The sequence below is a fragment of the Pseudomonas sp. R3-56 genome (genome assembly GCF_051132075.1).
Classification (GTDB): domain Bacteria; phylum Pseudomonadota; class Gammaproteobacteria; order Pseudomonadales; family Pseudomonadaceae; genus Aquipseudomonas.
In genome coordinates this window covers 2,523,107-2,534,385 of record NZ_CP071657.1, presented here as the reverse complement: position 1 = coordinate 2,534,385, position 11,279 = coordinate 2,523,107, and the positions used below count along the sequence as shown (strand labels likewise).

Below are 11,279 nucleotides of genomic sequence, written 5' to 3'. Positions count from 1 at the left end.
GACAAAGTTGGGCAGCCCCTGCCCCGCGTTTCCCAGTAAACTCTGCATTTTTGCGCCGCCTCTCCTCCCGCGGCCACCGTCTGTTTTCTGGAGTCTGCCTTGCGTCTGTTTCACACCTCCGACTGGCACCTTGGGCAAAATCTCCACGGCCAGGATCGCGACTTCGAGCACGCCTGTTTCCTTGATTGGCTGCTGCGTCAGCTGGGCAGCGAAAAGCCCGATGTGCTGCTGATCGCTGGCGATATCTTCGACACCGTCAACCCGCCGGTCAAAGCCCAGGAGCGGCTGTACGACTTCATCGTCAGCGCCCACGAACAAAACGCCAACCTGACCATCGTCATGATCGCCGGCAACCACGACTCCGGCTCGCGCATCGAACTGCCGGCACCGTTGATGCGGCGCTTGCGCACCCATGCCCTGGGTCGGGTGCTGTGGCTGGATGATGGACAACTGGACGTCGAGCGCCTGTTGCTGCCACTGCCCGACGCCAAGGGTAAGGTCCGCGCCTGGTGCCTGGCGCTGCCGTTCCTGCGGCCGGCGGAAGTCACCGGCGCGCAGTTGGGGGATGATTACCTGCGCGGCATCGGCCAGGTCCATGAATGGCTGATCGCCGCTGCCAACGACAAACGCAAGAAAGGCCAGGCACTGATCGCCGTCAGCCATGCGCACATGGCCGGCGGCTCGGTATCGGAGGACTCCGAGCGCAGCCTGATCATCGGCAATGCCGAAGCGCTGCCCGCCAGCCTCTTCGGCCCGAGCATCAGCTACGTCGCCCTCGGCCACCTGCACAAGCCGCAGAAGGTCAATGGTGAAGAGCGCATCCGCTACAGCGGCTCGCCGATCCCGCTGTCGTTCTCCGAGATCGGCTATCGGCACCAGATCCTCGACGTCACCCTGGACGGCGAAACCCTGGTGAACGTCGAACCCCGGCTGATTCCCCGCGCCGTCAACCTGCAGCGCCTGGGCCCGGCGCCGCTGGCCGATATTCTGCTGCAACTGAAAGACCTGCCGGACATCGACCTGCTGGCGGACGTGCAGCGCCAGCCCTGGCTGGAGGTTCGAGTGCGCCTCGACGAGCCGCAGCCCGACTTGCGCCATCAAGTGGAGACGGCGCTGCAAGGCAAAGCCGTGCGCCTGGTGCGCATCGCCGCCGAGTACGCCGGCACTGGCGGCTCCAGCGGTGTCGAGGATGGCACCGCGCTGGTCGAACTGGACCAGTTGAGCCCGCAGGAATTGTTCAGCCGTGCCTGGCAGGACACCTACGGCAACGAAGTGGACGAACAGACCCTCAAGGATTTTGCCGTGCTGTTGCAAGACGTGCAGATGGAGAGCGAGCAGCCATGAAGATCCTCGCGATTCGCCTGAAGAACCTCGCCTCCCTCGCCGGGCCGTTTGAAATCGATTTCACCGCCGAGCCGTTGGCCAGCGCCGGCTTGTTCGCCATCACCGGCCCCACCGGCGCCGGCAAGAGCACGCTGCTGGATGCCTTGTGCCTGGCGCTTTTTGGTGCGGTGCCGCGCCTGAACAACACCGGTCGTGACGCCAAGGTGCCGGACGCCGACGGCGAGATCGCCACGGGCGATCCGCGCACGCTGCTGCGCCGTGGCACCGGCGACGGTTATGCCGAAGTGGATTTTCGCGGTATCGACGGGCGCCGCTACCGCGCTCGCTGGGAGGCCAATCGCGCCCGGGAAAAGGCCGGCGGCAAATTGCAGGCCAGCCGCCAGAGCCTGCGCGACCTGGACAATGACCAACTGCTGGCCAGCCAGAAAGGCGAATACAAGACCCAGCTCGAAACCGCCTTGGGCCTGAATTTCGAGCAGTTCACCCGCGCCGTGCTGCTGGCCCAGAGCGAGTTCAGCGCCTTTCTCAAGGCCGACGACAACGACCGCAGCGAGCTGCTGGAAAAGCTCACCGACACGGCCCTGTATACGCGTCTGGGCCGCCGCGCCTTCGACAAGGCCAAGCAGGCCAGGGAAACCCACAAGCAGTTGCAGGACCAGGCCACCGGCGTCACGCCGCTGGCCGCCGAAGCCCGCGCCGAGCTGGACCAACGCTTCAACGACGCCCAGCAACTGCTCAAGACCCAGCAGGCACAGCTCAAGCAATTGGAACAGCAGCACACTTGGCTCAGGGACCTGCGCCAGTTGCAGGACGAACAGGCCAGCGCCGCTGAACAACTGCAACAGGCCCAGGCCGATTGGGCTGCGCTGGCCGACGAGCGCCTGAAACTGACACGCCTGGAACAACTGGCGCCCCAGCGGCACCAGTTCATCCGCCAGGCGGAATTGAACCGCCAGCTGGAGCCGCTGGCAGTCAGGATCCAGCAACTGACCCAGCAGCAAGTCGAATTGCATGAACAACAGGCCGAACTGGAGAAAGGCCTGGGCGTGGCGCAATTGGCCTTGGCCGCCGCCCGCCAGCAGAGCGCCGACAACGCACCGCTGCTACGCCAGGCATTCGATGAACAGAGCAGCCTCGCCCGCCTGGCCAAGGAAACCGGCCAAGGTACCGAACAGTTGCAACAGGTCCAACAGGCTTGCACCGACGGCCAGCGCAGCATCGACACCCTGCTCGAACAGCAACGGCAGGTTGGTGAGCGCCTGCAACGGATCGCCGGCGAACTGGAACAAAGTACCGATCTCGCACCGCTGGGCGACGCCTGGTCCGCCTACCGCGATCGCCTGCAACAGTTGATGTTGATCGGCAACCGGCTGAACAAGGGCCAGGACGAACTCGCGCTGCTGGAACAAAGCGCCACTCGCGCCGCCGATGACCTGGCAACCCGCCAGCAAAACCTCGAAGTGCTCTACAAGGAAGCCGGGGCCGAACCGCAAGCGGTGGCGGAACAGATCCAGTTGCTCGGCAACCTGCTGCAAGACAATCGCAAGCAACTGCGCGCCTTCGAAGAACTGACTCGGCTTTGGGCCAGCCAGCAAGACCTGGACAAACGCAGCGCGGAGCTGGAGCGACGCCAGCAGCAAGCCTTGCAAGAGCGCGACCGGCTGGTGCGCGAAGGCGGCGAAGCCAAGGCCGAGCTGACCATTGCCGAACAGACCCTGACTGTCACCCGTGAACTGCTGGAACGCCAGCGCCTGGCTCGCAGCGAAAGCGTCGAGCAACTGCGCGAACAGTTGCAGGACAACCAGCCGTGCCCGGTCTGCGGCAGCGTCGAACACCCCTACCATCAGCCCGAAGCGCTGCTGCAAAGCCTCGGCCGATTCGATGAAAGCGAAGAGGCCAATGCGCGCAGAGCCGTTGACCTGCTCAATGAAAAAGTCATCGATCTGCGAGCGCAATACAGTGGGGTCATTGCCCAGCTCAAGGAATTCAAACAGCAACAGGAACAACTCGCCGCCCAGCAACAAGGCCTCGCGCCAAGCCTCGAAGCCCATCCATTGTCGGAGCAACTGCTGGGTCAGGCTCCAGGCCAGCGCGACGCCTGGCTGGCCCAGCAAAACAGCCAGTTGAACCTGCGCATCAGCCAGGACGAACAACGCCAGGCCGCCCTGCTCACCCTGCAACAGGACGCCATGCGCCTGGCGCAGCAACTGCGCGAAGCGGAAACCGCCAGCCAGCAGGCGTCACTGCACCTGGGCAACCAGCAACAGGAAATGGCTCGCGACCGCCAGCGCCTGGACGAAGAGCTCGGGCATTTCAGTGCGCTGCTGCCGGCCGATACCTTGCAGGCCCTGCGCAGCGATCCCGCCGCGACGTTCATGCGACTCGACCAGCGGATCACCCAGCGCCTGGCGCAACTGGAACAGCAACGCGAAGAACTTGGCGAACAACTTCAACGCCAGCAGGTCCTGGAGAAAGAGCAGGACCGCCAGCAGACCCGCGTGCAGCAACTCGAAGCGGCGCAGCAGCAATTCAACGCACTGAATGAACAACAGCAGACCTGCCAACAAAAGCTCACGCAACTGCTGGGCGAACATTCCAGTGCCGAACAATGGCAGCAACAGCTCGACCAGGCCCTGGAACAGGCCCGCCATGCCGAGGCAGCGGCCGGTCAGCAGTTACAGGAGTTGCGCAATACCCTTGTGCAACTGGCTGCCGAGCTCCAGGCCCGGCATGAGCAGGCCCAGTCGCTTGAGGCCGAACAGCAGACGCTCGCCGCCGGCATCGCCCAATGGCGCGCTTCTCATCCGGAACTCGACGACACCGCGCTCGATGCCCTGCTCGGCCTCGACGAGCAACAGGTCAGTCAACTGCGGCAACGCCTGCTCACCAGCGAAAAAGCCATCGAGCAGGCCCGCGTACTGCTCACCGAACGCGAGCAGCGCTTGCACAACCACCAGGCCCAACACAACGGCAACCTGCCGCCTGAAGAACTGACCCAAGCCCTGGCGGTACTGCAGGATCAGTTCGCCGCCAGCGAACAGCGCTGCGCCGAGTTGCGGGCCGAACAGGCTGAAGACCAACGTCGGCAGCATGCCAACCAGGCCCTGGCTCGGCAGATCGAGCAGGCCTATACCGAATACCAGCGCTGGGCGCGCCTCGACGCCTTGATTGGCTCGGCCACCGGCGACCGCTTCCGCAAACTGGCCCAGGCGTACAACCTCGACTTGCTGGTCCACCATGCCAACGCCCAGTTGCGCCAACTGGTTCGCCGTTACCGGCTCAAGCGCGGCGGCAGCATGCTTGGCCTGCTGGTGATGGACACGGAAATGGGCGATGAACTGCGCTCGGTGCATTCGTTGTCCGGCGGCGAGACCTTCCTGGTCTCCCTTGCCCTGGCGCTGGGCCTGGCTTCGATGGCGTCCAGCACGCTGAGAATCGAATCGTTGTTCATCGACGAAGGCTTCGGCAGCCTCGACCCCGAATCGCTGCAACTGGCGATGGACGCCCTAGATGGCTTGCAGGCCCAGGGCCGCAAGGTCGCGGTCATCTCCCATGTGCAGGAAATGCACGAGCGGATCCCGGTGCAGATCCAGGTCCGTCGCCAGGGCAATGGGCTTAGCACGCTGGAGGTGAAATGAGCCGCGCCACGCTGTACTCCTTCCGTCGCTGCCCCTATGCCATGCGCGCACGCATGGCGTTGCGTTACAGCGCGGTCGAACTGACGATCATCGAAGTCAGCCTGAAGGCCAAGCCCGCCGAGATGCTTGCGCTCTCGAGCAAAGGCACGGTGCCGGTGTTGCAGGTCGATGGCCGGGTGATCGACGAAAGCCTGGAGATCATCAACTGGGCCTTGGCCCAACACGATCCGCAGGACTGGCAGCTACGGGACGATGCCAAGGCCCAGGCGTTGACGGCAGCGTTGATCGAGGAAAACGACCTGGTATTCAAGCTTCACCTGAACCGCTACAAATACCCGGAGCGGCATCCCGAATACACGCAGGAACACTACCGCAGCGAAGGCGAAGTTTTTCTGCGCAAACTGGAAGGACTGCTTGAAACCCGGCCGTTCCTGGCGGCCGAACATCAGAGCCTGGCCGACGTGGCGGTGATGCCCTTCGTACGCCAGTTCGCCCATGTCGATCGCGACTGGTTTGCCGAGGCGCCCTATCCGCGATTGCAAGGTTGGTTGCAGAAACTCCTGGATTCCGAGCTGTTCGTAGCGATCATGGCCAAGTGAGCTACGTCGCCGTTGTGGCGAGGGGATTTATCCCCGCTGGGCTGCAGAGCAGCCCCCTGAAACCCAGCAACGGTCTTTCGGGTAAATAAAGTCAGATATTTGGGACTGCTTCGCAGTCAGCGGGGATAAATCCCCTCGCCACAAAGACCTCATACTACTGCGCCACAAGCACGCCCCTGATCGCAATCAACCTGAAACGGCCCAAACTCAGCCACCCTCGGCGTCGACGGCGGATTACCCACCAATACGCCCAATGCCCTGGCGGTGAGGATGTTATGGGCGATGTTGTGGTTGCACTCGATCGTCCGCGCCAACGACCCCGCCGACGCCTGCCCCAATCCAAGCAACGAAAACCCGTTGGTGATAAACGCCAGGAAGGCAATCACCCAGAACCTGCATCTGCTCATGCGCCGACAGCCCCTTTGCCTGCGCCGCGTTCGGCGGCGACAGTGGCAACCGACGCATGCAGCGACGAATCAACGAAGCCTTGGTATTGGGCGCCGACGCTGACCACCAGCACCAATGCGACGTACAGGCCGATGGCGATGTAAGCGCCGTGTCTGGCGGAAGAAAGGATTGCGCGGGCCATGGGGTTCTCCGTGGGCATGTTTCGATGCCCACAGAATCAATCAAATAAACCGTTATGAATAGCGACGATTATGCATAGTCACCATCAGGTTTATTGATTGATGAAACCCTGAAATCAGTCGTTGACCAAGCTCAACAATCGCTCGCGAGCCACTTCCAGCTCTCCGGGAATTGGCTGGGCCGCCGAGACAATCGGAGTGGAGTAGAGAAACAGCAGCATCACTGCCAGACGCATCGCCATGGTGTCGATCCTTATTGGTAAGGAGTCAATTAACTAGCGTCAAATTTAAACACATGGCTATGTGATATCACAACGGGATTTTCTGCCCACGCACGAAGCCTGCGATCTTTTCTCTCCGCTGGCATCCAGCAGGAAATGAAAGATCGCAGGCTTCAGGGGTCAGCGTGATTCAGTGTTGGGTCTTGTGATCCAGTGCGGCGTAGAAGTTGGCGCTCTGTTGCAGGTATTTCTCGGTGTAGCTCTGGGTGCGGTTTTTCTTGTCGCTGATTTCGATGCTGGCACTGGCTGGCAATGCCACGGTGGCAGAGATAGCGGAAGCGGCAATAACGGAGAAGAGATTCAGATTCATGGCGGTAGTCCTCGGATTCAGTTTGCTGATTTGCCCGGTGGGGCCGTGAAGCAAACTTACGCGCCGAGGCGTCTCGTCTTGAAATGCTTTGTAATACTAGCGACTATCAGTCTCGTTGATACAACGGCGAAGGCCCCGTGAATCGGGGCCTTCAGCTTATTGACGAACCATGAATTTCAAGTCGCTCGGCGCATCCATCGCCAGCTTCTGGACGGTTTTACCCAGCAGGCCGGTCTTCGGATCACGCTCGATGACGACGATCTGGTTGCTCTTCTGGTTGGCCACCAGGACAAATTTTTCACTCGGGTCGAGGCTGAATTCCCGAGGGTGGTCGCCCTCGACAGAGCGCCGCTGAAGCTCTTTCAGCGTGCCAGCCGCCGGGTCGATGGCAAATACCACCAGTTCGTTGGTGGTGCCCCGATTGCTGACGTACAGGAACTTGCCGTCCCTGGACGCATGCAGCGCTGCCGCCGCTTTACCCGGCTGGGGCTTGCCGACGGCGAGGTCGACCAGTTGACGCTGGGTAAGGCGACCATCCTGGTAATCGAACACCGCAACCTGGGCGGTCATCTCCATGGTCAGCCAGGCGTGCTTGCCATCGTTGCTGAACAGCAGGTGACGCGGCCCGCTGCCCGGCGGCAACTGCACGAATGCCGGATCGGCAGGCGTCAGCGGCAGCTCGGGGTTGGCTTTCGGGTCGTAGCGGTAGACGAATACCTTGTCCGCCCCCAGGTCGTTGGCAAACACATACTTGCCGTCCGGCGAAGGCACCGCCGAATGCACATGCCCCGACTTCTGCCGCTCAGGGTTGACCCGACTCGGCTGATGACTGCCCGACTGCACCACCGGCGCGAGCTTGCCGTCCGCCCCCACTGGCAGCACGACCAAGGTACCGCCCGGGTTCTCCAGAACGGAATAATTACTCACCAGCAGATGCTGGCCGTCATGGCTCAGGCTGGAATGAGTCGGCTCGTTGCCCAGGGACTGGACCTGATTGATCAGGCTCAGTTCATGGGTCTTGGGGTTAACGGCGTAACTGCTGACCTTGCCCACCGGGTCTTTCTGGCCCGGGCCGTTTTCGTTGACCACGAACAGCCGGCTCAGGTCCTTGGAAAGGGTCAACCAAGAGGGGTTGTCCGTCTTGATCACCTGCAGTGGCTTGGCGTCGAGCTGGCCGGTCCGGCTGTCGAACTGCATGCGGTAGATGCCCTGGCTCTGGTCCGCCGTGTAGGAGCCCACCAGCAATTGATAGTGCTCGGTGGTTTCTGCCTGGACGCCCATGGCGCCCACGCTGCCGGCCATCAGCAATGGCCAGAAACTACGCATCTTCATGCTCGGAGTCCTCGTCGTCGTGGCCGCTGGTCGCCTCCACGCATTCCAGATGGTGATCGCCCGAATCACTGGTGATGACCCAATGTTTCGAGGCTGTGTCGAAAGTCGCGGCCTGCATCTGTGCCGGCGTGAAACGCCAATGCTCGAGGGTGCGGCCGTTCATGCATTCGACGTGCAGTTGGTCCTGCTCGTCGAGGGAAAAATCGAAAGCGTGCAGCCCGTCGATGATCAGCATGTCGCAGTGTTCGAGGGCGTGCAGCAGAGTGTCGGTCGGGGCAGTCATAGCGATCAGTCAGTCATTGGGAAAAGCGGCATGATAACCCAATGTCAGAGTGGAGCTTGGGCCATAAGGTTCGAAAGCGGTGCTGGCCGACCTATCGCTTTCGCGAGCAGGCTCGCTCCCACAACGGATTCATACCCACCAGAAATCCCCTGTGGGAGCGAGCCTGCTCGCGAAAAGGCCGGCGCATTCAACATGAATGCAACGGCCTGTTCAGCTCCTCAGAGCGCCTCGCGCCCCGGCACGCCATCTACCAGCCGCAGGATCCCCAGCGGGTTGGCGTTCTTCAACGGCTCTGGCAACAGGTTGTCGGGGTAGTTCTGGAAGCACACCGGACGCAGGAACCGATCGATCGCCAGCGTGCCGACCGAAGTGCCACGCGCATCGGACGTCGCCGGGTAGGGCCCGCCATGGACCATCGAATCGCAGACCTCCACACCAGTTGGATAACCGTTGAGCAAGATGCGGCCGACCTTCTGCTCCAGCAGCGGCGTCAGTTCGCCGAACCGTTCGAAGTCTGCCGGTTCGCCAATGATCGTGGCGGTGAGCTGGCCGTGCAGGCCATGCAGCGCAGCGCTCAATTGCGCCTGGTCCGCCACTTCGACAAATACCGTGGTCGGGCCGAAGACCTCTTCCTGCAACGCCTCGTCACCGTTGATCAACAGGCTGGCGTCAGCCTTGAACAATTGCGGTTGCGCCTGGTTGCCTTGCTGCTCGCGACCGGCCAGGTGTTCGATGCCTGGGTGGGCCAGCAATTTTTGCAGGCCTTTGCCGTAGCTTTGCAGCGTGCCGGCATTGAGCATGGTTTGCGGCGCCTGGTCGCCGATCAGCGCAGCCACCTGCTGGGTGAAGGCAGTGAACTCAGGTGAGCGGATACCGATCACCAGGCCAGGGTTGGTGCAGAACTGACCGCAGCCTTGCACCACCGAGGCGGTCAGGTCGCGAGCGACACTTTCGGCGCGCGCTTGCAACGCTTGCGGGAGGACGATCACCGGGTTGATGCTCGACATCTCGGCGAAGACCGGAATCGGCTGGGGCCGCGCGGCCGCCATGTCGCACAGGGCACGCCCGCCTTTCAGGGAACCGGTGAAGCCGACGGCCTGGATCGCCGGATGCTTGACCAGCCATTCGCCGACGCCACCGCCGTAGATCATGTTGAACACACCGGCCGGCATCGAAGTCTTTTCAGCCGCGCGAATGATCGCATCGGCCACATGCTCGGCGGTGGCCATGTGGCCACTGTGGGCCTTGAATACCACCGGGCAACCGGCGGCCAGCGCGGCAGCGGTGTCACCGCCAGCGGTGGAGAATGCCAATGGGAAGTTGCTGGCGCCAAACACGGCCACCGGACCGAGACCAATGCGGTACTGGCGCAGGTCCGGGCGCGGCAGCGGCGTACGCTCCGGCAAGGCCCGGTCGATGCGCGCGCCGTAGAAATCGCCACGGCGCAAGACCTTGGCGAACAGGCGCATCTGCCCGCTGGTGCGGCCGCGCTCGCCCTGGATCCGTGCGGCTGGCAACGCGGTTTCGCGGCAGACCACGGCGACGAACTCATCACCCAAGGCGTCCAGCTCATCGGCGATGGCATCGAGAAATTCGGCCCGGCGCGCCGCGCTCAGGCTGCGGTAGGCTGGATAAGCCGCCGCGGCGGCCTTGGCGGCGGCGTCGACTTCTTCCGCCGTGGCCTGGACGAAATCATGCGGCAAGGCCTCGCCGGTGCTGGCGTCGAAACTTTGCAGGCGAGTCTGGCCGGCCGCGCTGCGTGCGCCGCCGATGTAGTTGTGGCCAAGGATCTGGTTCATCGCAAGTCTCCTTTTAAAGTGTGCCGATAGTACCTGGGTTGAACACCGCGTCTACCGGAGCAATGCCGTTGATCAGCGGTGCGCCGAATTCGGCCTGGCTGATTTCGAACACGTCCCCCGGCTGGGTGCGGATGCCGTCGGCGAACGACAGCGTCGCGGTGCCGAAGAAGTGAACGTGCACGTCCCCGGGGCGCAGGAACTGACTGTACTTGAAATGGTGGAACTCGAGGTTCTCGAGGCTGTGGCACATGTTCGCCTCGCCGCTGAGGAATTCGTTCTGCCACAGCACTTCGCCGTTGCGCAGGATACGACTGGTCCCGGACAGATGTTGAGGCAGTTCGCCCACGCGAAGTTCCGGGCCGAAGCTGCAACTGCGCAGTTTCGAATGGGCCAGGTACAGATAATTCTTGCGTTCCATGACGTGATCGGAAAATTCGTTGCCCACCGCGAAGCCGAGCCGATATGGCTTGCCGTCGTGACCGATGACATACAGGCCGCTGATTTCCGGCTCCTCGCCAGCGTCTTCGGCAAAGGGCGGCAGCGGGAACGGATGGCCGGGACGGACGACGATGCTGCCGTCGCCCTTGTAGAACCATTCCGGCTGAACGCCAGCCTGCCCGGCGGCGGGTTTGCCGCCCTCCACGCCCCATTTGAAGATGCGCATGGTGTCGGTCATGGCGCTCTCGTCGCCAGCCTGTTGGTGCATCTTGTCCCGGGCCGAGGCGCTGCCCAGGTGAGTCAGGCCGGTACCGCTGACCAGCAGGTGAGCCGGGTCCGGGTGATCCAGCGGCGGCAGGATGCGCAATTCGCTCAGCAGTTGCGCATAGTCATGGCTCGCTCCCAGGCCCAGGCCGTCGACCTGTTGCTCAAGCTTGACGCCCGCCTCGATGGCGGCCAGCGCCAGGTCGCGCACCGTCGTGGCGCCCTGCACTTCGCGCACCTGCTCGCCGTCAACCACACCGACGCGGCGTTCGCCGTTACTCAATTCGAACTGAACTAAACGCATGGGTTTCTCCCTGTAAACAAAACTTGAATATGAACGCCGAATCGCTTTGCAGGCTTTTTGTGGCGAGGGAGCTTGCTCCCGCTGGGGGGCGAAGCCCCCC

At 62.6% G+C, this 11,279-nt stretch carries 11 protein-coding genes; 3 read left to right on the top strand and 8 right to left on the bottom strand.

What is annotated here, in order from left to right:
• Nucleotides 1–99: 99 nt before the first annotated feature.
• Genes J3P96_RS11560 through J3P96_RS11550 form a run of 3 tightly spaced genes read left to right on the top strand, consistent with a single transcriptional unit; the run spans nt 100 to nt 5,581 of the window.
• Nucleotides 100–1,344 (top strand): exonuclease SbcCD subunit D C-terminal domain-containing protein, encoded by a 1,245-nt coding sequence (locus J3P96_RS11560; RefSeq protein ID WP_434657187.1) that lies wholly within the window; start codon nt 100–102, stop codon nt 1,342–1,344.
• On the top strand, nt 1,341–4,982 hold the full coding sequence (locus tag J3P96_RS11555; protein WP_434657185.1) for an AAA family ATPase: 3,642 nt from the start codon (nt 1,341–1,343) through the stop codon (nt 4,980–4,982). Before J3P96_RS11560 ends, J3P96_RS11555 begins: the two co-directional genes overlap by 4 nt.
• Nucleotides 4,979–5,581, top strand: coding sequence for a glutathione S-transferase (locus J3P96_RS11550; protein WP_434657183.1), 603 nt, complete (start codon nt 4,979–4,981; stop codon nt 5,579–5,581). The genes J3P96_RS11555 and J3P96_RS11550 overlap by 4 nt, the downstream gene beginning before the upstream one ends.
• 149 nt (nt 5,582–5,730) lie before the next feature.
• Here J3P96_RS11550 and J3P96_RS11545 read toward each other — a convergent pair whose 3' ends face one another.
• The 8 genes from J3P96_RS11545 to araD1 all read right to left on the bottom strand — a co-directional run bounded on the left by J3P96_RS11545 (nt 5,731) and on the right by araD1 (nt 11,179).
• Nucleotides 5,731–5,988, bottom strand: coding sequence for a hypothetical protein (locus J3P96_RS11545; protein ID WP_434657181.1), 258 nt, complete (start codon nt 5,986–5,988; stop codon nt 5,731–5,733).
• Nucleotides 5,985–6,170 (bottom strand): hypothetical protein, encoded by a 186-nt coding sequence (locus J3P96_RS11540; protein WP_434573635.1) that lies wholly within the window; start codon nt 6,168–6,170, stop codon nt 5,985–5,987. Before J3P96_RS11540 ends, J3P96_RS11545 begins: the two co-directional genes overlap by 4 nt.
• A 114-nt stretch (nt 6,171–6,284) precedes the next feature.
• Nucleotides 6,285–6,410 (bottom strand): hypothetical protein, encoded by a 126-nt coding sequence (locus J3P96_RS11535; RefSeq protein WP_305500469.1) that lies wholly within the window; start codon nt 6,408–6,410, stop codon nt 6,285–6,287.
• 169 nt (nt 6,411–6,579) lie between these two features.
• Nucleotides 6,580–6,759 carry a hypothetical protein gene (locus J3P96_RS11530; protein WP_018611529.1) on the bottom strand — a complete coding sequence of 60 codons (180 nt, stop codon included), beginning with the start codon at nt 6,757–6,759 and terminating at the stop codon, nt 6,580–6,582.
• 156 nt (nt 6,760–6,915) lie between these two features.
• Nucleotides 6,916–8,091, bottom strand: coding sequence for a lactonase family protein (locus J3P96_RS11525; protein ID WP_434657178.1), 1,176 nt, complete (start codon nt 8,089–8,091; stop codon nt 6,916–6,918).
• Nucleotides 8,078–8,374: a DUF5629 family protein gene (locus J3P96_RS11520; protein ID WP_305500466.1), complete on the bottom strand. Its 297-nt coding sequence runs from the start codon at nt 8,372–8,374 to the stop codon at nt 8,078–8,080. The genes J3P96_RS11525 and J3P96_RS11520 overlap by 14 nt, the downstream gene beginning before the upstream one ends.
• Before the next feature lie 218 nt (nt 8,375–8,592).
• Complete coding sequence (locus J3P96_RS11515; protein WP_434657176.1) at nt 8,593–10,173, bottom strand: aldehyde dehydrogenase (NADP(+)); 1,581 nt, start codon at nt 10,171–10,173, stop codon at nt 8,593–8,595.
• Between the two features lie 13 nt (nt 10,174–10,186).
• Nucleotides 10,187–11,179 carry an AraD1 family protein gene (gene araD1 / locus J3P96_RS11510; RefSeq protein ID WP_434630327.1) on the bottom strand — a complete coding sequence of 331 codons (993 nt, stop codon included), beginning with the start codon at nt 11,177–11,179 and terminating at the stop codon, nt 10,187–10,189.
• Nucleotides 11,180–11,279 lie beyond the last annotated feature (100 nt).

Coding starts and splice junctions, on each gene's coding strand:
- J3P96_RS11555 (WP_434657185.1), top strand. CDS start 1,341: ATGAAGATCCTCGCGATTCGCCTGAAGAACCTCGCCTCCCTCGCCGGG.
- J3P96_RS11550 (WP_434657183.1), top strand. CDS start 4,979: ATGAGCCGCGCCACGCTGTACTCCTTCCGTCGCTGCCCCTATGCCATG.
- J3P96_RS11545 (WP_434657181.1), bottom strand. CDS start 5,988: ATGAGCAGATGCAGGTTCTGGGTGATTGCCTTCCTGGCGTTTATCACC.
- J3P96_RS11540 (WP_434573635.1), bottom strand. CDS start 6,170: ATGGCCCGCGCAATCCTTTCTTCCGCCAGACACGGCGCTTACATCGCC.
- J3P96_RS11535 (WP_305500469.1), bottom strand. CDS start 6,410: ATGGCGATGCGTCTGGCAGTGATGCTGCTGTTTCTCTACTCCACTCCG.
- J3P96_RS11530 (WP_018611529.1), bottom strand. CDS start 6,759: ATGAATCTGAATCTCTTCTCCGTTATTGCCGCTTCCGCTATCTCTGCC.
- J3P96_RS11525 (WP_434657178.1), bottom strand. CDS start 8,091: ATGAAGATGCGTAGTTTCTGGCCATTGCTGATGGCCGGCAGCGTGGGC.
- J3P96_RS11520 (WP_305500466.1), bottom strand. CDS start 8,374: ATGACTGCCCCGACCGACACTCTGCTGCACGCCCTCGAACACTGCGAC.
- J3P96_RS11515 (WP_434657176.1), bottom strand. CDS start 10,173: ATGAACCAGATCCTTGGCCACAACTACATCGGCGGCGCACGCAGCGCG.
- araD1 (WP_434630327.1), bottom strand. CDS start 11,179: ATGCGTTTAGTTCAGTTCGAATTGAGTAACGGCGAACGCCGCGTCGGT.